At 73.3% G+C, this 25,688-nt stretch carries 10 protein-coding genes; all 10 read right to left on the minus strand.

The window, feature by feature from the left end; all coding sequences use genetic code 11:
- Positions 1-344 precede the first annotated feature (344 nt).
- On the minus strand, positions 345-1,010 hold the full coding sequence (locus VGC13_RS05330; protein WP_331124180.1) for a hypothetical protein: 666 nt from the start codon (positions 1,008-1,010) through the stop codon (positions 345-347).
- Positions 1,007-1,552 (minus strand): hypothetical protein, encoded by a 546-nt coding sequence (locus tag VGC13_RS05335; RefSeq protein WP_331124181.1) that lies wholly within the window; start codon positions 1,550-1,552, stop codon positions 1,007-1,009. The genes VGC13_RS05330 and VGC13_RS05335 overlap by 4 nt, the downstream gene beginning before the upstream one ends.
- A gap of 34 nt (positions 1,553-1,586) precedes the next feature.
- Positions 1,587-6,428, minus strand: coding sequence for an eCIS core domain-containing protein (locus VGC13_RS05340; protein ID WP_331124182.1), 4,842 nt, complete (start codon positions 6,426-6,428; stop codon positions 1,587-1,589).
- Between the two features lie 1,036 nt (positions 6,429-7,464).
- Positions 7,465-7,674 carry a hypothetical protein gene (locus VGC13_RS05345; RefSeq protein WP_331124183.1) on the minus strand — a complete coding sequence of 70 codons (210 nt, stop codon included), beginning with the start codon at positions 7,672-7,674 and terminating at the stop codon, positions 7,465-7,467.
- A complete protein-coding gene (locus VGC13_RS05350; RefSeq protein ID WP_331124184.1) occupies positions 7,659-9,755 on the minus strand; it encodes an ATP-binding protein in 2,097 nt (698 codons plus the stop codon). The genes VGC13_RS05345 and VGC13_RS05350 overlap by 16 nt, the downstream gene beginning before the upstream one ends.
- Positions 9,745-11,622: a hypothetical protein gene (locus VGC13_RS05355; protein ID WP_331124185.1), complete on the minus strand. Its 1,878-nt coding sequence runs from the start codon at positions 11,620-11,622 to the stop codon at positions 9,745-9,747. The genes VGC13_RS05350 and VGC13_RS05355 overlap by 11 nt, the downstream gene beginning before the upstream one ends.
- Positions 11,619-17,441, minus strand: coding sequence for a PA14 domain-containing protein (locus tag VGC13_RS05360; RefSeq protein WP_331124186.1), 5,823 nt, complete (start codon positions 17,439-17,441; stop codon positions 11,619-11,621). Before VGC13_RS05360 ends, VGC13_RS05355 begins: the two co-directional genes overlap by 4 nt.
- On the minus strand, positions 17,438-19,993 hold the full coding sequence (locus VGC13_RS05365) for a hypothetical protein (protein ID WP_331124187.1): 2,556 nt from the start codon (positions 19,991-19,993) through the stop codon (positions 17,438-17,440). The genes VGC13_RS05360 and VGC13_RS05365 overlap by 4 nt, the downstream gene beginning before the upstream one ends.
- 964 nt (positions 19,994-20,957) lie before the next feature.
- Complete coding sequence (locus VGC13_RS05370) at positions 20,958-21,917, minus strand: hypothetical protein (protein ID WP_331124188.1); 960 nt, start codon at positions 21,915-21,917, stop codon at positions 20,958-20,960.
- Between the two features lie 455 nt (positions 21,918-22,372).
- The gene (locus VGC13_RS05375; RefSeq protein WP_331124189.1) at positions 22,373-24,760 is read right to left on the minus strand and encodes a phage tail protein; all 2,388 of its coding nucleotides are present in this window, start codon (positions 24,758-24,760) and stop codon (positions 22,373-22,375) included.
- Between the last annotated feature and the right edge of the window lie 928 nt (positions 24,761-25,688).

Here is a 25,688-nt window from a genome sequence, read left to right on the forward strand (position 1 = left end):
TTCGCTGCAACAAACACACGAAGGCCGCCTTCGCGGACTGGCGGGCCGGGAGGCGGCGGAGCGTACGGTGCGCGCCCGGGCATCTCCGCGGCCGGCCACCGATCATCCGCCGTTGACCCATGCAAAGAAGCAGAGGAAGCGGAGGAGTTTTCTGCTCCCCTGCTTCCTCTGCGTGACGGATTGTATCTACCAGATTCTCGGTCCGAGTGTGCATTCTCCACAGGCCGTCTCATCCTCGTACCAGATCCTGAAAGAAGAATGATCGTACAGAGGAACAGAGTCAGACAGAGAACGCGAGCTGAAATATCAGCTTGGTTCCTCTGTCTGACTCTGTTCCTCTGTACTCATGAAGGTGTTGTTTTCCCGGGTTCGGGGGGCGGGACGGAGATGCCGTGCGCGCGGAGCTGGTCGCCCAGCGCGCGGAGGCGGGCGCGGACAGCCTCGCGGCCCTCCTCGCCGGTGCGGGCCTCGGCCACCGCCTCGGCCGCGCTCTCGAACAGCCGGCCCAGCCCGCGCAGCAGCGCCTCCGGACTCCCCGCCACCCGCTCTTCCGCCTGGCCCGTCAACGAGGCGAAGAGCTTCACGCCGGGACCGTGCTGCGGAGCGGCCAGTGGCTCCGCGGAGACTGCATCCTCCGCATCGCCCGCGGAACCGGCGTTCCGCATGGGATCCCGCGCATCCGCGGCACCGGCCGTCCCCGCTTCCCCGCCCTGCGGATGCCGCAGCGGCGCCACGCGGTCCAGCCACGACTCCACCCGCGACTGCGTCCCGCCGGCGAAGGCGTCGAGTTTCGCATCGAGGAACGCACGCCCCTCCTCGCGCGACACCTCGTAGGCCGCCACGGCGGCTGGATCCGCGTGCAGCACGCGCGTGGCGCCGGAGCGCAGCAGCAACGCGCCAGCACCGATGTCGGCGCCGTCGGGCACCAGGTAGAAGCGCCCGCCCGCCTCGTCGCGCCACAGGGTGGGGGGGACGCCGGTACCACCCTCCAGAGAGGGAACCGTGCTCATTCGACAGTGGGCTCCTGAAAGAGCCGCTCCTCACGGTGTGTACCCGGATCTGAGATCTCCACACCGCCTCGCCGGTTCCAGCCCGTGCCCCGGCATTCGGGGCACACGCGCCCGTTCAGCTCGCCCGTTCCCTCGCATTCCGAGCAGACGTGATACAGCGCCACCAGCCGCAGCCCCGGGTCGCGCGAAGCAATGAAGTAGCGGGCGAACAAAAAGGTGTCGCCCTTGAGTGTGGAGCTGACGTCCGCGGTATGGATGTCACCGAGCTGCGGGTGCTCCCAACCGTCTACACGAAAGAGCACACGCGGCTGCAGCTGCCCGAGCTGCGCCTCGGCGTTGGCGGAAAGCCACGCCGCGTCCACGGGGCCGCGGCTGAGGGTGCTGTGCATCGGGGGCTCGTGGAAGTCCCGGTTCAGCTCCTCGATGCGCTGTGACAGGCGCACATGGTCGGGCTCACGCCAGATCGCTTCCTCCACCTGGTGCTCGCGCGAGATGAACTCCCGGATGAACGACACTGCCTCGTCAATGCTCGCCATCTGCACTCCTGGGAGAAGAGAGTCCCGTCGCGCTTCCATGTCAGCGCGGCCAGCCGAGGTAGAGATCCGGCCCGATGAAGCGGATCAGCGGCGGATGCGCCGCGGTCCGGCCCCCGGGTGTCAGTTTGTACAGCTCTGCCGTATACGTGATCCGCTGGACGCGCTGGAACCCGGGATCCACCTTTGCCGCAAACGCCGCGATCTTGGTCGCGATGCTGGCCGCCGTCTCGGAAGGCATGGCAGCCGCGATCTGCGCCGCAATCACCGGATCATTGACGACCGTCCACTCCACGTCCACCGTCAGGTCAAAGTCGTCGGGCTTCACGAGCTTGATCAAGCGCCTGATCTCGTCCTCCACCTTCGACATGTCATCCTGGTTGAACTTGGCGCTGGTGGCGATCAGGTTGAGCGACGACTTGTAGCCGGATCCCAGGAAATCATCGGCGATGACGTGCGCCGCGTTCAGGTCGGCATTTGCCACCTGCCCCGGCGCCGTCGAGCGGTACCCGGTCCCGACTACCCCCGCGGCGGCCTTCCGCTTCAGCCCCGTCCCCTTTACCTGCTTCAGGACCTTGCTGCCGTCGAGGGTCACGTCGAAGTGCGCACCGCCATGGGTGTCGTACGAGAAGGTGTATCCACCCGTCCCGTTCGGCGCGAGCGCGGTGAGGTTCTTCGGCGCGTACAGGTTGTGGATGTCGTCCCCATGCGTCATGCGCATGATGAACTCGCGCAGCATTGTGTCCTCGGCGAACGAGCGGAGCGCGAAGTTCGTCGCCGTGTCCGTCAGCGCCGGGCCAGACTCCACAAAGGCGCCCTTGGAGTTGTGGATCGTCCCCTTGAAGGAGTCCAGGTACTCCCCGGCACTGCTCTCCGCCTTGGGCGGCACCGGCTTCTTTTTCGACTTCAGGTCGTCTACGGCGAGCTGCACCGCGGGGATTCCGATGTTCGCCTCCGCCCACTTCCCGAAGTCGTGCGGGCGCAGAGGCCGGCGCAACACCACTCCCCCGCTGTTCTTGCCATCCTTGGCGCGCATGGCGCCCAGGAGTGCTGCGTAGTCTGCGTAGTCCTCGCGTTTTCCCTTGGCCTCCTGCTCCTGCACCAGCTCGTCGATTCCCGCCTCAAGGTCAGCACGGGCGTCCGGCGCGGCCTGCGCCAGGGAAGTCTTGAAGCGCTCCTTGAGGTCCTGGTGCTCGACCGTGTCACCGAAAAGGACGAACAGATCCTCCAGGACCGGCTTGAGCGCGTTCTCCTTGGCTGTAACGGCCGCACCCGCGTCGGCGCCCCCCGCCTCCGCCGCGTTCACGTCCCGAACCACCTGCTCGGCCGTCCGGTCGGTTTCGGCGTTCAGCCTGCGCGCCGACGCGATCAGCGAAGCGGCCCGCTCCTGCGGGCTCTTGCCACCGGCCGGCGGAGACTTCGAGGAGAGCTCGTGCAGGCGGGCGTCCCACTCCTGCAGGCGCAGTTCCACGGCCCGGGGCTTGTCACTCGCCACCATGGGCGTCGCGGTCCTGCCTTCCACGTCCACCCATAGTTTGTGGTCCTCGCCGGCGGCGCTGAAAGGAACCACCTCGCCTACCTGATCGTCGCCGGCCGGCGCGGACTCCTTGCCCGGCGGCGGCTCCTTCTTTCCACCGATCCCCATGGCCGCCAGCAGCCCCCTGGCCTTGTCGGCCAGGAAGCCGATCACCGAGTCCAGGATGCCCTCGACCCACGCCTGCATCCCCTCGATGACGCCCTTGATCTTTTCGGGCAGCCCGCCCAGGCCCATGTAGTCGGCCAGGAAGTCGATCACGGGGGCGATCAGGCCGGCCAGGGCGCCCTCGACGGCGGCGGCCATGCCGCTGACGTTGCCGGCCACCACCTGCGCCATCCCGTTGACCACCGCCTCCACCAGGGTGAACAGGCGGGCGGCGTTCTCGAAGATCCAGCTGACGACCCGGTAGATGGCCTCGATGGCCTGCACGATGGCGCCCACCGGGTTCAGCATTCCCAGGATGCGCACCGACACCGCCTTCACCAGCCCCTCGACCAGGAACTGCACGCCGGCCTGGATGATCTGGTCGATGATCTGGCGCGGGTCCAGCTTTTCCTTCACCAGCTCGAAGATCCCCTCGGGCCCCTTCTCGATCAGCATGGAGACCATCTCCCACGCCTTTTCGATCAGGGCGATGTTCTTGTCGCCCAGGTGCTTGCCCAGGAGCCGCCGGATGCGGTCCCAGGTGATCCCCATCAGCTGCAGGATGAAGGTGAGGATCCCCTTGAGCGAAAAGTCGGTGGGCAGGGTGATCCCCGCCTTGGCCAGCCCGGCCGTGAGCCAGTCGAAGAAGCCGCCGGTCAGGTGGGTGCCGAACCGGTCGAAGAACTGGCTGAAGCCCTGCGCGATCCCCGCCAGCAGGTTGCCGGCGAAGCCCAGCGGGTCGGCGGCGATGTCGGCGGCGACGGACTGGATGCGGGAGATGAGCGACCAGAAGCGCGAGGGCTCGATCCCCACCAGGTCCAGCAGCCCGTCGATGATGAACTTGACGGGGTCGTCCAGGAACCGCCCGATGGCGCCGGCGATGCGCCCCAGCAGCCCGCCGGCCGCCTGCCGCAGCTCGTGGATCTTGCTGCGCGCCTCCTGCACGGCCGTGGCGGCGGCCGTGGTGAGCTCCTTGTTGAAGTTGTCGCGGGTTTCGCGAGCCTCGCTGGCCAGCCCGTCCAGCTGCTCGTCCATGGCCGCCATCTGCTCGGCGGCCCAGCCGTCCAGGCTGTCGGGAAGGGCGTCGAACACCTTCTTGATCTCGACACGGGCGTCGTCGATGATCTGCTCGCAGGCAAAGACGACGGTGTTGACGTCGCTGCTGATCTCGCGGATCAGGTCGCAGACGCCGTCGCCGAACGCCTTTTCGGCGCGGTCGTACTCCTTGACCACCCAGCCGGGGAGGCCGGTGACGTAGTCCACCACGCTGAGCACGGCGCCGCCCGCGCCGGAGTGGCGCTTGTCGATCCACTCCTTTACGCGGGCCAGCGCCTGGTCGAACTCCAGGGCGAGCGTCTTCTTGCCCTGCTCCCATTTTTCCATCGCCTTTTTGGGGAGCCCCCGGAGCTGGGTGCGCACGTCGGCCTGCGCCAGGGCAAAGATGTCGCGCGCCTCCTTGCCGGCGGCGGCGCGCATCTCTTCCTCGCTCCCCACCATCTCCTTCTTCTGCCCGCCCGTCCCGGTGACGGTCCGGTCGCGGGACTTCGCCAGGCGGGCCAGGGCGGCGGCCTGCAGCCCGGCCATCTCGCCCGAGGCGCGGTCCAGGGCGGCACGCTGCTCGGCCAGCGCCTCCTCGGGCCCCTTCTTCGCCACCTCCTGCAGCTCGCCCTGGGCCTCGCGCTGCTCCACGACGGGGTTGCCCGGCTGCTTTACCTCCAGGGCGGCGGGCGTGGTGAGCCCCGCTTCTTCCGCCTTCGCCGCGCTGGCCTCCACGTCCGCGTCCAGCGACACCTGCTCGGGAGGAACGGTGTCGGGGGCGGCCGCGGCGGCGCTGGCCACGGGCACCTCGGGCGCGGGCGGCGGGGGCTCCATCCCCTCGGCCACCTTTTCGGGCGTGCCGGCGGGCGGAGCGTCGATGGCGCCGTAGCTCCCCTCCACCCGCTGGGCGTCGCCCTGCACTGAGGCGCTCAGCTCGCTTCCGGCGGCGTCGGCGGCCTCCTGCGGCTTGGCCTCGACCAGCTCGTCCTCGTCGGGCGGACGCTTGGCGCGGATGGCCTCGTAGATCCGGTCGCAGAGCGCCTCGATCTCGGGGCTGGGCGGCTGGCGCAGCGAAAGGTCGGCGACCACGCCTTCCTGGGCGCGCGCGGCGGTCTGCTCCTCCGGCTCCTGCACGGCGCCGCGGGCGTCGGCCACCTCGGCGTCGGCGGGGGGAAGGTCGGCCGCGGCCTCGGCGTTCTGCTTTGCGTTGTCCTTGACCTCCGCGACGGCGGCCTTTTCGTCCGCGGCCAGGGTAAGCCGGGGCTCGGGCATCCGCATCTCGACGGACGGCCCCCCGCCGCCGGCCGGCGCGGGCTCCGGCGCCGAGGCAGCCTTCTCCTCGCCGGCGCCGCCCTTCTTCGTCTTGCCCTTGTCGTCCTTCTTTTTCTTCTTGTCCGCGGCTTTCGGCGCGGCCGCGGCGGGCGGCGCGGCGCTGGCGGGCGCCGGGGCCGGCGCGGGGGCGGGCCGCGGCGGAGGAGGTGCGGCGGGAGCGCCGGCGGCGGGGGCGCGGCGGATGACGCCGGAGCCGCCCTGCAGCACGTGCGTGGTCTCGTGCGCCATCAGCCCCAGGTCCTCGTCGCTGGCGCCGGGGCCCAGGTAGATGCCGCTGCCCACCGCGAACGCGCGGGCGCCCAGCGAGGCGGCGGTGGAGCGCGCGGCGGTGTCGCCGTGCACGCGCACCCCGCTGAGGTCCGCGCCCAGGCTGCCCTCCAGCGCGCCGCGGGTGCGGGGGCTCATGGGCGTGCCCGGCCCGTGCCCCGGGAGCGCGGCGGGCCCGGAAGGCGCGGGCGCGGACGATCCACCTTCCGGCGAGCGGCGGAGCGCGTCGGGGGCGGACGATGCGCTGGGCCGGGGCGCGCTGGAGCCGGCGAGGACGGCCGAGGCGACGGATTCCGCCTCGCGCTCCGCCGGATCGTTCACCCCGCCGACGACCACGCTGGTGGGGAGCGCCGGTGCGGACGCGGGGGATGGGGACGCGCCGAAGCCCTCCGCGGAGGGCGCGGGGGCGAAGGAGTCGGAGGAGGAGGCGGACGAATCCGGCGAGCGGCGGAGAAAGACGGGCACGCCCGCGGACGCGCCGGAGGACGGGCCCGAAGGCTCGGTTTCCGTGCGTGCACCGGGCGTCTGCTTGCGCTCCTTCTTTCCGCCGACCGCGACCGCTGTCACATCGCTCCCCCGGTTTGTCATCCCCGATCAGACCCGCGCGCCCGGCGGATCAGACATCCCCGAAACCGCATCTCCCGACGAACCACCGTGTCCTGGAATCACGGTGCATCCCGCTTACAAGGGCGAATGAATTCGCCCGTGCGGCCCAGGAACCCACTCTCCGCCTTACCCGTCACCTCGTCCGCACCGGCGTGTGTCCGCCGGCATCCTCCCGGGCGATTGAAATCGCGGCTGGGGAAACGCGATGTCGGCCTTCGCCGACGGGTTCCGGGCAGCGGAGGGCGCCGTGCGTGAATACGACCACAGGCCCATCCACCCCCGCCACGTCCACCAGCCCCGCCCTGACCTCCCAACCTTCCAATCCGCGAAGGCGGATTTCGTGTCTTTGTTTCAGCGAATTCATTCGCCGCGCGGCCCCGGCACCCAACTCTCCGCCTCACCCCGTCACCCCGTCACCGTCCGCACCGGCGTGTGTCCGCCGGCATCCTCCCGGGCGATTGAAATCGCGGCTGGGGAAACGCGATGTCGGCCTTCGCCGACGGGGTCCGGGAAGCGGAGAGCGCCGTGCGTGAATACGACCAGGGGACCCATCCACCCCCGCCACGCCCACCAGCCCCTCCCTGACCTCCCAACCTTCCAATCCGCGAAGGCGGATTTCGTGTGTTCGTTGCAGCGAATTCATTCGCCACGCGGCCCAGGCACCCAACTCTCCGCCTCACGCCGTCACCCCGTCACCCGTCCGCGACCGGCGGGTGTCCACCGGCATCCTCCCCTGGCGATTGAAATCGCGGCTGGGAAAACGCGATGTCGGCCTTCGCCGACGGGTTCCGGGAAGCGGAGGGCGCCGTGCGTGAATACGACCAGGAGGCCCATCCACCCCGCCACGCCCACCAGCCCCTCCCTCGCCTCCCAACCTTCCAATCCGCGAAGGCGGATTTCGTGTCTTTGTTGCAGCGAATTCATTCGCCCGTGCCGCCCATGCACCCAACTCTCCGCCTCACCCCTTCACCCCTTCACCCCTTCACCCCTTCACCCTTCACCACACCTCCTCCTTCTCCACCGGCACCACCACCACCGGCGTCGCCGGGGGGCTGGCGGCGAGCTCCTTGGGCTCGGCCACGACGACCTCCTCCGCCGGCGGCTTGAGAAAGGCGGGCATCCCGGCGGGGGCGGCCTTCTTCTCGTCCACCGCGGAGCGCAGGGCTTCCTTGCTCTTCAGCTCGTCGGGCCTCAGTACCCCCGCCATCCGTCCGCCTCCTGCGTGTCGAGGGTGCGCAGCCCCGCGGGGACGGTCTTGCCCAGCTTGCGGTACTCGCCGGCCAGCGCGGCTTCCACGTCGGGGACGGCGATGGGGCGCGCGGCGTGGCGGGCGCGGACGGCGGCCTCGAGCACGGCGTTGCGGATGTTGCCGCCGCCCACGTCGGCCATCGCGGCCAGCCGGTTGAGGTCGGCGGTGGCGATGGCGTGGTCCGCGCCCAGGTGCGCCTCCCACAGCGCGCGGCGCTCCTGCGGTCCGGGAAGGGGAAAGTCGACGATCACGTCCAGCCGCCGCGCGAACGCGGGGTCGAAGCGGCTGCGCGAGTTGCTGGTGAGAATGCAGATGCCGTCGTAGCTCTCGATGCGCTGCAGCAGGTAGTTGGTCTGCGCGTTGGCGAAGCGGTCGTTGGCCTCGCGCACCTCGGTGCGCTTGCCGAACATGGAATCGGCCTCGTCGAACAGCAGGACCACTTCCGACGCCTCGGCGCGGGCCAGCAGCAGGGCCAGGTTCTTTTCCGTCTCGCCGATGTACTTGCTGGTGACGCTGGCCAGGTCCACGCGATACAGCGGCAGCCCCAGCCGCGTGGCGATCCACCCGGCCGCCAGCGTCTTTCCCGTCCCCGAAGGACCCACGAACAGCGCGCGCACCCCCGGCGTGTAGCGCACGGAGGTGGAGATCCCCAGCCCGTCCGCCAGCCCGTCGCGCACCAGGCAGCGCAGCAGCAGGCGCTCCAGCTCCTCCCTCAGCTCCGGGCCCGTGACCAGCGCCTCGTCGGGCACCGCGGCGGGAAGCGGCTGCGCCAGCGCCTCCAGCCCCGTCCCCCCGCCGGAGCGCGAGGCGGCCACCACGTCCTCCAGCACCGGCGCCGTCCGCCCATGCACCGCGCCCACGTGCCGCGCCAGCCGGCCCAGGTGGGCGATCCGTCCGCTGGCATGGCGATGGCGCGTGGCGAGGGTGTCCGCCAGTTCCGCCTGCCCCGGCTCCGCCTCCGCCGATCCCGCGGACCGCGGTTCCGTCTGCCCGAGCGCCGCCTGCCCGAGTGCCGCCTGCCACAGCCGGCGCCGCTCGTCGGGCGGGGGGACGGAGAGGGTCCACGAGAGGGGAACGGCGCCGCCGGCCTCCACGCTGCCGTCCGGGCCGCAGAGCGCCAGCACCGGTCCGGAATAGCCGGGGATGGCGGGGAGGGCACGGCGCTCGCCGGGCGCCAGCTCCAGGCGAAAGACGGGGACCAGCCCGCGCAGCAGCAGCCAGGGGCCCAGCCCGGGCGCGGGCTCGCCCTCCACGAACGCCGCGCGGCACTCCAGGGCGGCGGCCACGGCGGCGGCGGCGGCGCGCGTCTCGGCCACGGCGCCGCTACGGATGACGAGGGCCCGCCCCGGCGCGGCGCGGAGCCCATCCGCGTGGCGGGCGGCCTGGTCCGTCAGCGTGGGAGGCAGCGGCACCGGCTCGTCCACGCCGATGGAGACGCCGGGGACGTGGCCGTCGCCCCCCGCCAGCGCCTGGCACAGGTGCAGGGGGACGGCAACGGCGCGCTCGGGGAGCGGGGCGCCCGCGTCCAGCACCTGCAGCACCCCGGCGCGCGCCGCGCTCCCCGACGCCAGCACGTCGATCGGCCGCATCCCCGATTCCGCCGCGGGGGCCAGGCAGGTGGCCAGCAGGGAGAGCGTGGGGCGCGAGCCGCCCAGCGGGCGCTGCAGGTGCGCCAGCGCGCGGCCGGCGAGCGCATCGTCCTCCACCGCGGCGGCCAGGGCCACGGCCAGCGCCTCCACCATCTCCAGGTCCAGCGCGGCGGCCAGGCGCACCAGGGGAAGGTCCGCGGGCGCGGGCCGGCGCAGGTAGCCGTGCAGCGCCGCCACCCATCCCCCGCCGCCGGGCGCCACGGCGCGCAGGTGCGCGTGCAGAAACGCCAGCTCCCCCTCCTCCGCCTGCCCGGCGCGCGGGCCCGCCCGCTCCGCCAGCGCCGCGAGCGCAAAGGCGCGCAGGGTCACCGGCGGCGGCGCCTCCGCCGGGCGGGCGGGCGGCTGGGCGGCGGGCGCGTCCAGGACGGCGGCGGCGGCTTCACGAAGCACGGGGGCGCTCTCCGAACAGGTAGTGGAACTGGACCACACGGCCCAGCCAGGGGACCCACCCGGGGTCCAGGTCCAGCCCGGCGCGGCGCACGCGCACGTCCGCGTCGCGCTGGTCGAAGACGAGGTCCACGTGCGTCCGCGTCGCCTCCACGCGGCCGGGACGCGCGACCAGCGTCCGCATCCCCATCCCCGCCCCGCGCCGGCACCACCGCCGCGCCGCCACGGACCACGCATCGCGCAGCAGGGCGAAGCCGCCGCGTGTCTCCGTTTTGGCCACTTTGACCACATCCACCAGGAACGGCTCCGCCCCGTCCGGCGCGTCCCCGCGCCACCAGGCCAGCGGCAGGCGGCCGCTCGCGTCGAACAGGGCGCGTCCCCCGTCCGCCGTCCGCCGCAGGACGCAGGGCCCGTCCGCCGTGATCCCCCGCGTCCACGCCGCGGGCGCGCACCACCCCTCCGCCGCCGGCTCGCGCCACAGCCCCTCCGCGCCGAACGCCGCCAGCACGGGATCGCCCGCGGGGACGCCGCAGCGCAGCGCGACGGTGCGCAGCAGCCAGTCGGACAGGCGCGCATCCGCCGTCCACGGGTGCGCCTCCATCATCCCGCCGATCCCCAGCCGCGTCAGCATCGGCACCACGAAGCCCAGGCCGCCGCCCACCGTCGGCTCCGGCACGTCCGCGAAGCGGGACCGGCGCTCCGCGGGCTTCGCATCCACCCGCGCCTCCGCCGCCTCCCCGTCCACCCGCTGCCGATCCGCCACGCCACGATCTGCATCGACGGAATCCACCGCCGCGACGTCTGCCGATTCCCTCCGCCGCGCGACGACCGCCTCCTCCGCCGCCGCATCCAGCGGTTTCGGGGGATGGGAATCCGCCGGCGCCGCCGGTTCGGCAAAACGCTCGGCTTCGGTGGATGAAGATCGATCGATCCCCATCCTCCGCACCGCCTCGGCATCCTCCGCCGGAGCGACGGGGGATGCGGATACGGACGGATCCCCATCCACCGCTGCGCGCCGTTGCGGAGCCGGTGATTCGGCGGGAGCGTCGGGGCGGACCAGGAGCGCGGGGGGCGCGACGAGGGCGGCGACGGCGCGGCGGGCGCGCGCGGGAAGGCGCGCGTCCAGCATGCGCGCGGGGACCTGTGCGGCGAGCGCGGAGGCGGCCAGCCACAGGGTGCGCGCGTCGTCCTCGCCCCACGCGCGGGCGCGCTCCGCCACCAGGGCGCGCCACGCGGCGGGAAGCGTGTCGTCCACCCCCTTGGCGGAGTGGCGGAGGAGGCGCGCGGGAGCGGCCGGCGCCGTCCATCCGCAGGCGCGGAGGAGCGCGGGACCGTCCTGCCAGCCCAGCGCGTCCAGCAGCGGCGCGGCCACGCCGTGCTCCACCAGCGCCGCCAGCACCGCCACCGGCGCGAACGCCCCCGCCGGCGTGTCCGCGGAGGAGGCGAGGACCGCCCGCAGCCCCTCCCCCACCCCGGCGTCCGCGCGCCAGCGCGGCACCGCGGCGCGCCAGAACCAGCCGCCGGGACGGCCGCCGCGCGCCAGCCGCACCGCCAGCGCCGCGTGCGCCTCCACCGCGTCGCGAAAGAAGACCGCGTCGGCGACGGCGGCCCCGGGATCGTCCCCGTGCACCGCCCGCGCGCCGAGATGGCGGAAGCGCTCCTCCAGCGCCAGGGCGAGGGCGGAGGGCGCACGGCCGGGGTGGATGCGCCCCACGTCCAGCCGGCGCACCAGCAGCAGGCGCCCGCCGTCGCCGCCGGCCAGGGACGCCGTGTGCAGCGCGTCCTCCAGCAGCAGCGCGCCGCGGCGCACCAGCTCCGGGCGCGGGGCCGCCAGGCGCACCCGCCGCACCCGCCGCGCGGGGGTGCTCACGTGCGGTGGTCGCGCACGACCCGCCGCCGCACGCCGTCCAGGATCTCGGCGCGGCGGTCGCGCACCGGCGCCTTGACCGTCACGGGCGCCAGCCGCTCGCGGTCGCCCAGCTGCACCCGCGTCCCCGGTGGCAGGGTGACCGTCCCGGGCGGGCCCTGCACCACCCGCACGATCGCCTGCCCGTTGACGATGTCCTCCACCACCCCGTGCACCTGGCGGTTCTGCGCGTCCTTCATCAGCACGTACATGCCGATGCGCACCCGCCGCAGGTCCACCGCCAGCGGCACCAGGCTCCCCACCCGCACCTCGGACTGCCGCGCCACGTCGGCCGCCACGATCTGGTTGACGGGCGCGTGGCTGGCCAGCAGCAGGCACGACCGCACGATGTCGTTCATGATCGCCACCGACTGCGGGTAGCGGGGGTTCACCCGCTGGAACAGCCAGTCCACCATGGACTGCATCTCGCGCCGGTCCAGGTACTCCAGCTCGCCCCAGCGCGGAAGGACGTACAGGCTGCGCATCTCGGCCACGTCGTCGTACTGGCTGAGCCGCTCGGCCCAGTCCAGGCGGATGGAGGGAAGCACCTCGCCGAACTTGGAGTACAGGCAGGTGGCCACCCGCAGCACGTCGTCCAGCTCGCGCGCGGCGCCGCGGTCCACGTCGGTGCGGCCGTGCGCCGCCTCGATCAGGTCGCCCAGCGACACCACCCGCTCGGCCTGCTCGCGCGCCCAGCGCCACCCCTGCTGGCCCAGCACCGCCAGGTCCAGCTCGGCCGCGCCGCGCCGCTGCTCCCACACGGCCGACTCCTGCGCCGCGTACCGCCGCCCCAGCGCGTCGGCGAAGCGGCCCACCCCGGGGGGCGGGGCGTACACCGGCGCCGGCGGCGCCAGCACCCCGGCGCGGCGCTTGGCCACGCCCAGAACGCCGTGCAGCATGTCGACCCGGTCCAGCGCGTCCAGCAGCCGCGGCACCTGCTGGAACCAGCGCACGGGCGCCTCGCGCAGTAGCTGCACCAGCCGCCGCAGCTCGGCGGGCGCCTCCTGCGCCGTGGCCAGGCACGCCGGCACCGCCGAATCGCGGAACGCCGGGTCCAGCGGGCGCACCGGGGCGTCGTCGGTGCCGTGCACCGCCCGCGGCCGGTGAAAGGCCAGAAAGGTCACGTGCTGCCTGAGGATGGCCAGCCGGCGCGCCTTGATGTCCTCGACGCGCTTGTTCTCCTCGTCCAGCAGCGCCTGGGTGACGGTGTAGTCGTGCCGGGCCTCGGCCAGCTCGCCCTCCACCGTCTTGAGGCGCGCCGCCAGCGCGTCGGAGAAGGTCCGCAGCTCGTTGAGCGTCGCGCGGCAGCGGTTCAGGGCGTCGCGGTACTGCTGCACCCGCCCCTCCACCGCGCGCAGGGCGGCGATGGTGGCGTCGAGCAGCTCCACGCCCACGCTGTAGAAGCGCGGCTCGTCGGCGTCGTCGGGGTCCGGCTCGTACAGGGTGTCCTGCTCCAGCCGGTAGCGGATCGCCCCCAGGGCGCGGGGCACCCGCCGGGCAATGCGCAGCGTGAGCGGGTTCCCGGGGCGCGTCACCTGGCGAACCTCGGGCTGGCCGTTCACCACGCTCACGAAGCCGGGGATGTTGATGTCGTCCAGCAGGATGTCCAGGTCCAGCAGCGACCGCAGCACCTCGTAGCGGGTGAGCAGGGTGTAGCTCTTGGCCTCGTTGGCGCGCGGCGTCTCCAGCCGCTCGCCCACGGTGACGGTGCGGAAGTTGTACGTTTCGCCCACGATCGGCTGCTTGCGCAGCACCTCGTCGTCCGTGGCCCCCGCGCGCGGCGCCAGCGGCCGGATGACGGGCGACGAGAACCCGCCCCCGCCGCCGTCGGCCATGAATTCCGCGTCCACCTCGCGCCGCGCCAGCGTGGCGAAGCCGCCGTCGTCGCGCGCCAGGTCCGCCCGCAGGTCCGTCTTTGGCGCCAGGGCCAGGTCGGCCGTGGCGCCCGCGGACAGGAACGCCGCCGTCGTGGCCGTCCGCGAGATGGGGGCGGTGCGCGACGCCTCGGCGGGGACGAAGTCGGCGTCGGGAAGGGTGGCCCGCATCTCCATCGTCTCGGCCGAGACGATCCCCGCCGCAAAGGTGCGCGCGGCGGCCAGGGGGTGGTCGCTCCCCGCCGCCAGCTCCACCGTGGAGGCGGTGCTGGACTGCGCGGGGGCGGCGCCCTGGCGCAGCCCGCTGGCGTCCAGGAACTCCACCAGCTTGTCGCGGACGGTGACGGCGCTTTCCTCGTTGATGATCTGCGCCAGCGCCGGCGAGGTGGCCAGCCGCGTGGCGCTGGTGGTGCCCAGCATGAGGCGCCGGAAGCGGTACACGTCGGACTGCACGCGCACGAAGCCGAAGTTCACCACGTCGTCGCAGCGCCGCACGGTGGCGTCCAGGTACTCCACGTACTTTTCGAGCCCCAGCTGGTCCAGCCTGGCCCGCTGGTCGGCGCGCATGGGGTAGCCCTGCAGCGCCTGCCGCAGGTTCTGCAGGGGGACGGCCACCCGCACGTCGCCCTGCAGCACCGTGCCGTAGTCGCCCTCGGGCGGGTTCACCGCCTTGGCGGGATCGGGAAAGGTCCACCCCAGCGGGGTGTACGAGCCCGGCGGCAGCACGTCGTCCACCCACACCTCCTGGATGCGGGGCACCTCGGTGCCGCCCCCCGCCGTGGCGGAGGGAAAGAGCACCCCGGTGGGGACGACCTCCAGGGGCGTGTTGGGGCTGCGCCACTCCAGGCGCACGTGCCCCTTGTCGTGCGCGCGCGGGCGATAGTCCAGGCGCAGGTCGTAGCGCCGGCGCGCGTCCAGCCGGATCTCGTGCTCCCTCTCCACCGGGTAGGTGGTGGCGGGGGCGGGGGGCGTGGCCGGGGCCGGCTCGGTGTCGATGACCTTTGCGCCGTCCAGGTACAGCTGCGCCGGGCCGCTGGTGGTGAGCACCAGGACGTAGTCCTCGCTGAACACCGGCATCACCTGCCCCACCCAGCGCGCCGACCACAGCGCCTGCCCCGGGCCCACCTCGGCCGCCGGACGGGCGTTCCACTCGAAGTCGACCACGGGGTCCACCCGCGACGAGTGCAGCTCGGTGCTGTTGGCGTCCTCGTAGTACTCGCCCGTGAGCCCGGTGCCGCGCGGGCGCGACAGGCGCGGGGCGGTGCCGGCGCGGTCCCACACGGCGCGGCCGCCGTGTACGTTGAACGCCATTCCGCGCACCACCTGCCCCTCGAGCCCCACGGCGGCGGCGGGCACCTCCAGCCGCACCCACCCGCCCTCGGGGGGAAGGGCGCCCATGCTCCACTTGCTGGGGGTCTTCGCCTGCCCCAGGGGGAACAGGTCGCTCCCCCAGTAGGCCCGGTGCTCCCAGGTGCCCCCGGCGTTCCACTGCAGCATCACCGCGCCCGGCGTCTTGTCGGCGTCCGGGTCCAGCCACACGTAGGCGAACAGCACGTCCCCCGCCGCCACGTTGAACACCGGCGGGACCGCGGGGTCGGGGGGCAGAAGAAAGCGCGCCTCGGCCTGGGCGAACCGGCTGCCGGCCTTTACCTCCAGCGCCCTGACGCCCGAGCGGGCCCGGGGCGGCGGCGCCTCCTCGCCCTCGTCCTCGGGGTCGGTGATCCAGGTGCCCCCGTTCGCCGTGCTTCCCCGCGGAAAGTCGTCGTCCATCCACACGCGGTCGGTGGAGTACGCCCGCCCCGCCAGGTCCCAGTTGGCCTTGCCGCCCACCACGGTGAAGCGCATCCCGCTCACCCACGCACCCTCGGCGCCCACGCGGTGCATGGGCACCTCCAGCCGCACCCAGGTCCCCGGCCCGGGAACGTCGCCCAGCCACACGTGGCCGCCGTCGTCCAGCACGGCGCCGGTCCGCGGGCCCCAGCGCACGCCCGCCCGCTCGTCCGGGATCTCGGCGTCGTCCTCGGGGCGCTCCTCCGACACGGGAAACGAGATCCCCAGCTCCCTGGGCGTGAACAGCGGGTCCAGGTACACGTAGGCGAAAACCGTGTCGCCCTCCCCGATGCGCCACGCGCTGGCCGCGGTAAGGAACTCGCTGGACCCGGCCGCGCCCGCGGCGGCCGAGGTGAGCCAGGTGTATGCCCCCGAGAAGGGGTTGGGGTTGAAGAGCGAGCTGCTCTTGACCCGGTCCGGGTCCTCTTCCGGCCGGGGAAAGCGCGGGCGCACGCCGGTGGCGCCGGCCACCAGCGCCTCGGCGCGGCGGCGCAGCTCCTCGCGGCGGCGCACGTACTCGTCCTCGCGCTCCTGGAACACGGTCAGCGCCTTGCCGAACTCGGGCGAGACCTCCTCGTCCTTGAGCAGCCGGGGGTGGTACACGTCGCCGGGCACGGGCACCAGCAGCCGCACCTGGTCCACCGGCACGGTGCGGTCGTACCGGCGCAGCGCGGCGCTGGCCTCGAAGGCGGCGTCCAGCTGCTCCAGGGGGATGGGGACGGCCTCCACCTGCCACCCGGGGGGAAAGATGCGCCCCGGCTGCTTGAGCTCGCCGATGGCCTGCCGGGGCAGGATCCCCGCGGGGGGCAGGTAGCGGACGGAGGTGAAGGGGTGCGGCTGCCCCCAGGGAAGCCCCGCGGCCTGCTCGGCGAACTGCTTGAGCCGCGCCTGCCACAGGAACGGCGTCCCCGTGCGCGACACCAGCGACCCGCGCGTGCGGGGCTTGCCCCCGCCGCGCACCACGGCGTGCGCGTCCACCCACACCGGCCGCGCGTTCTGCCCGAACCCGATCAGGGCGATGGGAACGCCCACCTCTTCCCACGGGTGGAACTGCCCCGGCGCGTACCCGGCCTCCAGGCGAAACACCACGTCCGCCAGCTGGTTGCGCCAGGTGGGGCTCGACGGGTCCGGAAAGAGCTTGATCTGCGGCCAGGGCCAGGCGTACAGCACCAGCCGGCACCCGTCCACGATGCGCCAGTCGGCAAAGGCGTCGGCCGCGGGGTCCTGCTCGCAGGGGTCGCGGGAGTCGCCCTCGCCCACCTCGTCGGCGACGATCGGCTGCAGCACCAGCACCATCGCGCGCGGCAGGGGGTAGCGCGTCCCGGCCGCCACCTCGTCCATCAGCTTCGACCACGGCCCCTTGAAGACGGGCGGCGACAGCGTGGGCGCCTCGAGGTAGTCCTTTTCCTCCTCTTCCTCCTCGTCGTCCCCGGCCAGCGCTGCCTGTGCGCGCGGCGCGGGGGCGGCGGAGGGGAGCGCGGGGAGGGCGGGAAGGCCGCGGCGTGCCTCGCCGCGCCGGCCCTCCGCCGTGAGCCGCAGCGAGGTCTCGCCGCCGTGCGGGAGCGGATCGCTGTCCTCGTCGGGGTTGGGCAGCGGGCCGGGGTTCTCGTCGTCCCCTCCGGCGGGGCCGGGGAGCGGATCGGCGTCCCCGCCGCCGGGCACGGGGGCGGGATCCCCGCCGCCCCCGCCGGACGGCGGCGCGCTGCCCCCGCCGCTGAAGGGGAGATAGACCCACAGGTCGTCCAGGGGAACGCGGACGGCGCGGGGGACCACCACGTCCTCGCCCTGGACGGTAAGGCCCAGCCCCGCGCTCACCAGCAGGCGCACGGGCTCGCCGGCCTGCGCCTCGACCGCCACCTGCAGGCCGTGGACGACGCCGTGCGAAAAGGTCTGGCCGGCCGTGGCCAGCCGTCCGGCGCGCCCCTCCTGCTCGCCGCGCAGGGCGGTGTCGCTCAGGGCGCGCCCGGCGAACAGGTTCAGCCGCCGGCGCCACCCCGCGTCGATGACCGGGGCGATCTCCGGGGCGGATTCGACGACCTGCTCGCCCTCGACGGGGTCGGTGATGGGGCGGACGTTCACTTCTCACCTCCGGCGTGCTTGCGGACGGCGGCGGCCAGCTGCCGCGGCGCCGTGCGGCTGCGCGAGAGCCCGGGCGCGGCCACCGCGCTCGCCAGCGAGGTGAGCGCGGCGCCGCGGGCGGTGCGGGCCAGGCCGTCCAGCTCGGCCGCCACGCCCGACGCGGCCAGGTTGGCGGCGAACAGGCGGCTGGCGACCAGCTCCGGCCGCGCCTTGCCCAGCCGGTCCAGCCCGGCGCCGAAGCCGCGGGTGGCGCGCAGCCGCCCCGCCTCGGCGTCGTCCATGGCCGCCAGCGTGGCGGCGGACAGCGTCGCCGGCGCGAGCGTCCCCGTGGTGCCCGCCGGCCTCGTCGTTCCCGTCGTCGTTCTCGTCGGACGCGTCGTCGTGCCCGTCGGCGCGGGCGTGGTGCCGGTGCGCTCGGGGGTGGTGATGATCGTCCTCGCGATCGTGGTCTCGAACCGCGGATCCACGGTGCCGGTGGTGCCGCCGGCCGTTTCGTCGGCGGGAAGGCGTGGATCGGCGGCGTCCCCCGTGTCCAGCGGAACGCCGCGCAGCGCGGACTTCAGGATGAGCACCGCCTGGTCCAGCTGCTTCTGCTCCAGCGCGTGCAGGGCCAGCGAGGCGGGGCGCCGGCAGGGCTCGGTGTCGCGCTCCCCGCCGGAGACGATGGCCGTGAGCATGGCCGACGCGTCGTCCAGGGCGCCGGCGTTCAGCGCCTGCAGCGCGGCCCCCATCATCTTTACGCAGCTGTCGGAAAGCGGCGCCGCGCCGGCGTCGGCCAGGAGGTCGTCCAGGAGCCCGAGCGCGTCGGCGAACTGCTTTCCGGCGATGGCCTCCAGCGCGGGGCGCACCGCCTCGCGGCAGCGGGCCATCTCGCGCGTGTCCGTGCGCACGATGCGCTGCAGGATGGCCTCCGCCTCCTGGACGTCGCGGCCGGCCAGGGCGTCGCGGGCCGCGCGGACGTGCTCCACGCACAGCCTGGCGGGGTCGGTGGGCTCCGGCTCCGGCGAGTCGGCCGGATCGGGCGCGGGATCCGGCTCGGGCGCGGGATCCACCGGCGGCAGCGGCCCCGGGCGAACCGGCGGCTGCGGGGCCGGCTCCGGCTCCATCGGCGGCAGGGGCTGGGGCGAGACGGGCGGCTGCGGAGCAGGCTGGGCGGGCTGGGCGTTGGGATCCAGCCGCTTGAGCGCGTCGGACAGGCTCTGCGCGGGCTGGCCCAGCACGTCCGCGCGCACCTGCAGGTTGCGGCGGCGGATGAACCACAGCATGTCGGTGCCCGTCAGCTGCTCGGCCCAGGTGGCCTGCCGGTCCTTGCCCTGCACGGCCGCGGCAAGGAGCGTGGGCGGGAGGGAGAGCGACTGCAGCGTCTGCAGCGGGGTGGCGCGGGCCATGGACCAGGGCGCCGCGGGCGGAAGCGGGCGGGTGATGGTGCCCAGCTCGTGCTTCAGCCGTCCCAGCTCGGAGCGGTGGACGGGGATCAGCACCAGCACCGCGGTGGAATCGAGCTCCTCGGCGCTGCGGGTAAGGTCGATGGGCGGCAGCAGCAGGCTTTCTTCCAGCAGCGCCGGCAGCTCGTCCATGGGGACGATGGAAAGGTCCACCTCCACCGTGGGCGGAAAGAAGGTCTGCGTCCACTCGGTGGGGCTCACCGACGCGCGGGGAAAGCGCCCGGCCGGCGGCAGCGCGCGAAAGTAGTCGGCCGCGGCGAAGTTCTGCCCCAGGTTGCCGCGCAGCTGCATCACCTCGCGCAGGTGGTGGTCGTACTGAAGCAGGTGCGCCTCGCGCAGGGCCCGCGGGGCGAAGCCCAGCCCCAGGATGTCGCCGTGGTCGGCGCCCACCTCGCGGCGCACCAGGTACGGGTCCACCCACTGCACCACCCCGCCGGCGATGGCCACCATGGCCAGCGGCAGCACGGGCGCGGCCAGCCCCTTGGAGGCGGCGCGGACGAAGATGTCGTACGCCACCTTGGCGCGCCGCTCGTCGTAGCTTCCCGCGCCCTCGTCGGGATAGGGGATCAGGGTGACCACCACGCCCTCGACGATGTCGCCGTCGTGCAGCGAGCGCTGGCCGTCGAGCGTGGTGGGATAGGTGGCGATGGGATTGGCCGAGAACTCCACCGGCCGCAGGGCCAGGATGAAGAGCCCGGTGCGGTTGCGGGCCGGCTCGCGGGGGATCTCGATGAGGCCGAAGGTCAGGTCCAGCCGCTGGATCTGCGGCAGGTCGGCCAGGTCCACCACCAGCTCGCCGGGCACCACCACCAGCTCGCCGGTGGCGGTGACGCCGTGGCCGGGCCCGATGGTCAGGCGGGTGGGGACGGCGTGGCGCTCGGCCATGAGCCCGTAGACCACGCCGGTGCCCCCGGCCTTGCCCAGGTCTGCCTGGCGCGTAAGGAAGTACTGCTGCTCGCGCACCAGGTCGCGCGCGGCCAGGAAGCGCCCGTCGAAGTAGAGCGGGCGGGTGCGCCGCTCGTCGAGCACCACGGACGAGCGAAGCTTGTCGATGGCTTCGCGGTTCAGGGGCTCGCGCGCCGGGCCCTGCGTGGATGTGAACGTCATCTCGGTTTCTCTCGCTCGCCAGGTCGTTCCGCCGCTCTCCGCCCGAAAGTCCCCGTTCGGGGCCGGTCTCCCTCATCTCGTCCCACTCTCCGCCGATCCTCCACGGCCGCCGGCCCTCACACCACCCCGGCCGCCGTGCCGTCGCAACCCTGCCCTCGCGGTGTGTATCCGCGTTTTTTTCGAGGGCACCCCATCCGCCCTGTCGCGCCGTGTCGATGCTCGATGCGGGCGGATGGCTCGCCGGATCGCGCATCAGGTGTGGGTTCCGCCAACCTCGCATCCACCCTCCGCCGCCGTGCCGTCGCCACCCTGCCTCACGGTGTGTATCCGCGTTTTCCGAAAGGCACCGTATCCGCTTTGTCCGCGCGGGAGCCGGACGATGGCTCCACCTGATGCGCATCTTTTCCGCGGTCTGCCCTCGGATGGATGCCGAGGGTGCGGCACCCTTCGGATCGATCATCCCGCCGTGTCGATGCTCGATGCGAGCGGATGGCTCGCCAGATCGCGCATCAAGAGTGGATTCCGCCAACCTCGCATCCACCCTCCGCCGCCGTGCCGTCGCAACCCTGCCTGACGGTGTGTATCCGCGTTTTCAGCAGGCACCGTATCCTCCCTGTGCGCACTGGAGCAGGACGATGGCTCCACCTGATGCGCGTCTTTTTCCACGGTCTGCCGTTCGGATGGATACCGAGGGTGCGGCACCCTGCGGATCGATCACCCCGCTGCGTCGATGCTCGATGCGCGCGGATGGCTCGCCAGATCGCGCATCAGGTGTGGATTCGGGCAACCCTGCATCCACCCTCCGCCGTCGTGCCGTCGCAACCCTGCCTCACGGTGTGTATCCGCGTTTTCCGGAAGGCACCGCATCCGCCCTGTCCGCGCGGGAGCCGGACGATGGCTCCACCTGATGCGCGTCTTTTCCACAGTCTGCCCCGCCCCTCGGCCGACGTGCGGGGGGCACACCCTATCCCGTGATCCACCGCGCCAGCGCGCCGGCGGAGTAGACGAAGCGGCGGGCCAGGTTGTTCACGCTGATCACGCGCTTGGTATCATCATGCAGGCGCTGGTTGTCGCTGGTGCGCGCGGGGACCACCAGGCGCGCCAGGAACACCTCCAGCCCGTCCTGGGTGATGGCGTGCTCGCGAAGCCGCCTGCTCCCCACGCGCGTCGAGAACTCGTTCCCCTCGCGCCAGGCGTCGAGGATGTCCTCGTGGATGGCGGCCCCGCGGCCGTCGGGCCCCGTTCCCGGCGGCAGCTCCGGCCATTGCGGCCCCGGGAGCGGGGGCGCCTGCAGTTGCTCGTCCCCATCCTCCGCCTTTTCCTCGCGGAGGAGGAGGGAGAGCTCGGCGCCGTCGCGCACCCGGGAGGCCGCCACCGCGTCCAGCGCGTCGAAGGGGCCGGAGGCGATGGCCGGCGTGTAGCCACGCTCGCAGGGGTGGAAGCGGAGAAAGACGTCCACCACGAACACGCCTTCCGGCCTTGCCTGCTCGTTGCCGTTGTAGTCGCGCGTCTTTCCCGGCGACGAATCCTGGGCGATCCCCGCCGCGACGGCGGCCGTCCATTCCCAGTAGGCGCCCGCGCGGTCCTCGGGGCGGCTGGCGCGCAGCCAGCGGCCCAGGCGGGTGCACACCGCGTCGGGCACCTCTACCAGGCGGCCCGCGGGGTCCAGCGCCACGCCGGGCTCCACCCGCACCTGCTCGCCTTCGCCCGCGTCGGGCCCCACGGCGGGCGGGCGCACCTGCACGCGCAGCCCCGCGATGGTGCCGGTGCCGTGCAGGTAGGCCAGGGCGCGGGCCAGGCGGCCCCGGTGGTAGCTCTGCTCCGCGGCAAAGTCTTCGGCCCCCAGCAGCGCCCCGTTGGCGTACGCCACCCGGTCCGGGCGCAGCAGCCGGTCAAGCAGCGGGTCCTTGATGTCGGTCGCCATCGGCGAAGTCCCTTTCGTCGTCATCTTTCCAAGCGCTCGTCCCTCACCGCACGCACTCACCCCGTCGTCCGTTCACCCCTGCCCCATCGTCCGCTCGCGCAGTCCCGGGGCGCCGTCCGGGCACCGTCCGGGGCGCCATCCGGGGCACCGTCCGGGGCGTCGTCCGGGCACCGTCCGGGGCACCGTCCGGGGCGATTGAAATCGCGGCTGGGGAAACGCCATGTCGGCCTTCGCCGACGGGTTCCGGGAAGCAGAGGGGCGCAGTGCGTTGAATACGACAAAGCACGACCCATCCACCCCGCCACGCCCACCAGCCCGCCCTGACCTCCCGATCTTCCAATCCGCGAAGGCGGATTTCGTGTGTTTGTTGCAGCGAATTCATTCGCCCGTGCAGCCCCGGCACCCAACTCACCCCTTCACCCCTTCACCCCTTCACCCCTTCATCCGTTCACCCGTCATCCCAACACCAGCCCACCCCCACCCGCCCCGCCAACCTCCTGCACCGGCGCGCTGCCGCCTTCCAGCCGCGGATCCAGGCTCACCGGGTGGAGAAGGAAGTCGCGCAGGCCCAGCTGGCTCCGCTCCACCCGCACCGGACCGGGCGCCGGGCGCGGGGTCAGGTACGTATCCACCCCCACCAGCGCCGCCAGCCCCACCACCAGCGGATGGCTGGCGGCCATCACCCGCGCCAGCACGTGCGCCGGCGCCTCGCGCTGCAGCACCCGGGCGATCAATCCCAGGTCCTGCGGCTCCACCTCCTGGTGGACCAGGACGGTGACCCGGTGCGCCAGCCGCTCGAAGAGGCGGTCCACCGCGGCCTCCTCCTCGTCCGTCACCGGCAGGTCCGCGCGGAAGAGGGCCAGGAACTCCTTGTTCTCTTCCTCGCCCAGGAACAGCGTGTCGCCCACGTAGCTGTTGCCGCTCACCGAGATGCCGCCCAGCAGCGGGTCCTCGTCGCCGCTGAGGTCGGCGCCCAGGATGGTGGCGAAGGTGCGGCGCAGGCGAAAATCCTCCACCACCACCACCTCGCCGCCCCGCACCGCGCCGCCGGTGGCCACGTCCAGCGCCAGCGCCAGCCCCCGCAGCGTTCCCCGCGACCGCGCCAGCTGGGGCGCGGCGGCCAGCATGGCGCGCCGCCGGTCCTCCGAGAGCGCGGGATCCAGCGCCAGCCCCACCCATCCCGCCAGCCACTCCAGCGACTCCGCCGGGGCCGTGCGCGCGTCCGTCAGCAGCCAGGCGCGGGCGACGCGGTCTTCCAGCGGGGTCAGGACGCTTTCGAAGATCCCCAGGAAGCGCTCCAGGAAGTCCGCCTGCGTGGCGGGTCCGGGCTGGTCCGCCTCGGGACCGACGACGCTCTCGCGGTACAGCTCGGGGAGGTAGTTCTCGGCGTAGCTGAAGCGCGACGCGTACGCCCGCACCGCCGCCACCTCGGGCCCGCTGCTGCCGCTTCCCTCCAGCTCCAGCCGCACCCACAGGAAGCGGCCCCGCAGCGCGCTCACCCGCAGGCCGCGCCGCTGCACCAGCGCCGTCCACAGCCCCGACGTCCCCCGCTCCGGCGTGCACGCCAGCAGCCCGCCATGAAAGGGCACTTCGGAGGGATACGGGAGCCACGCCCCCGCCGGCGTCCCGTCCCCGCGCGGCGCGCCGCCGAAGCGGTGGGGAAACCAGGCGTCCGCCCCTTCCGGCCGGCGCGGCTCGTCCGTGGCCGCCAGCCACACGGTGACGGACGCGCCGGGGGGGATGTGGGCCTCCAGGTACAGCCGGTGCCACGCCGTGCGCGCGTCGCGCGAGTCCAGCGGCGCCGCGCCCCGCGCCCGCCCCGTGCGGGCGTAGGAGGGGAACGAGAGCCGGTGCAGGGGCGCGAACCCCGTCTCGGCCGGGTAGTGCGGCGGCAGGGAAAGCCCGTGCGCGAACGGCTCCTGGCCGCGGTGCCCGCGCAGCGGATACAGGTCGCCCACGGGAAGCGCCTCTCCGGGCTCCGCCGCGTAGACCAGCGCCTCGGGCGAGCCGGGGTCCATCACCGCCAGCCGCTCTTCCGAGACCCAGGCCAGCGAGTAGGGGTGCACGCCGCCGTGCATGCGGATGGGCGCGGAGGGAACGCCCTCCGGGTCCAGCACCCGCGCCACCCCCCGCCCGTCGTCCGCCCAGGAGAGCACGGCGATCCGTCCGCCGGGCGACGATGCGATCCCCGCCGGCCGCTCGTCCGCGGGCACGTCCGCCGTGGGAAAGCGGGTCAGGCGGGGCGGATCGGGGTTCTCGCGCTCCGGGCGAAAGACGCCGGGCGCGTAGGGCGCATACGGCCGGTCCGCCCACAGCCCGCCGGTGAGCCGCGCCACCGCGCCCGTGTCCCCGTCCAGCGCCCAGACGCCGCCCCGCGGGTCCGCCGCCATCCGCCAGGGGGTGAAGTCCTGGAGCGCCACCACCTCCGCGCGCCGCCGGCCGCGCCGGTCGTACATGGCGATCCCCCAGGCGCCCGCGGCGTAGAGAACGCCGTCGTAGCCCAGCGCGATGTCGGTGGGTGCCGCGTCCCCCGGCGTAAAGGCGATCGGCACCTCGTCGTCGTCGGGGACGGCGCCGCCGGCCACGATGGCGCGCACGGCGGAGTGCTTGGAGGTTTCGTCGCGGGCCAGCCAGCGCGCCCAGGTGCCAAAGGCGTCGCGGGCGGCGGGGATGGACTGCAGCAGCGCCGCGGGGTCGCCCTCCGCCTCGCTGGGCGCGGGCGCCAGGCGGCGGCTGGCCAGGGACAGGCTGCGCCGGGATGCGTTCCACTGCACCCCGTCGCGCCCGTCCCAGTGGGCCGCCTCCGCCAGCATCCAGAACCGCTGCCCGTTCGCGTCGCGCATCGCTCCTCGCCCGTCCCCCGCTCAGAAGTTCGCGTTCACCAGCCCCCCAAGCCCCGCCAAGCCGTCATCCATCAAAGCACCAGCCCGTCCACAACCCGCGTGTGCCCGCTGGCCTCGCCCCCGGGCGATTGAAATCGCGGCTGGGGAAACGCGATGTCGGCCTTTGCCGACGGGTTCGGAGTAGCCGCGGGTGCCGAGGGTGAATACGACCAGGCACGACCCATTCACCCCCGCCACGCCCCACCAGCCCCGCCCTGACCTCCCAACCTTCCAATCCGCGAAGGCGGATTTCGTGTGTTCGTTGCAGCGAATTCATTCGCCCGTGCAGCCCCGGCACCCAACTCTCCGCCTCACCCCTTCACCCGCGCGTGCCCGCCGGCCTCGCCCCGGGCGATTGAAATCGCGGCTGGGGAAACGCGATGTCGGCCTTCGCCGACGGGTTCGGAGTGGCCGCGGGTGCCGAGGGTGAATACGACCAGGCACGACCCATCCACCCCCGCCACGCCCCACCAGCCCCGCCCTGACCTCCCAATCTTCCAATCCGCGAAGGCGGATTTCGTGTGCTCGTTGCAGCGAATTCATTCGCCCGTGCAGCCCCGGCACCCAACTCTCCGCCTCACCCCTTCACCCGCGTGTGCCCGCCGGCCTAGCCCCCGGGCGGTTGAAATCGCGGCTGGGGAAACGCGATGTCGGCCTTCGCCGACGGGTTCGGAGTGGCCGCGGGTGCCGAGGGTGAATACGACCAGACACCATCCATCCACCCCCGCCACGCCCCACCAGCCCCGCCCTGCCCTCCCAATCTTCCAATCCGCGAAGGCGGATTTCGTGTGCTCGTTGCAGCGAATTCATTCGCCCGTGCAGCCCCGGCACCCAACTCTCCGCCTCACCCCTTCACCCGCGTGTGCCCGCCGGCCTAGCCCCCGGGCGG

This window comes from Longimicrobium sp. (assembly GCF_036399255.1).
GTDB lineage: Bacteria > Gemmatimonadota > Gemmatimonadetes > Longimicrobiales > Longimicrobiaceae > Longimicrobium.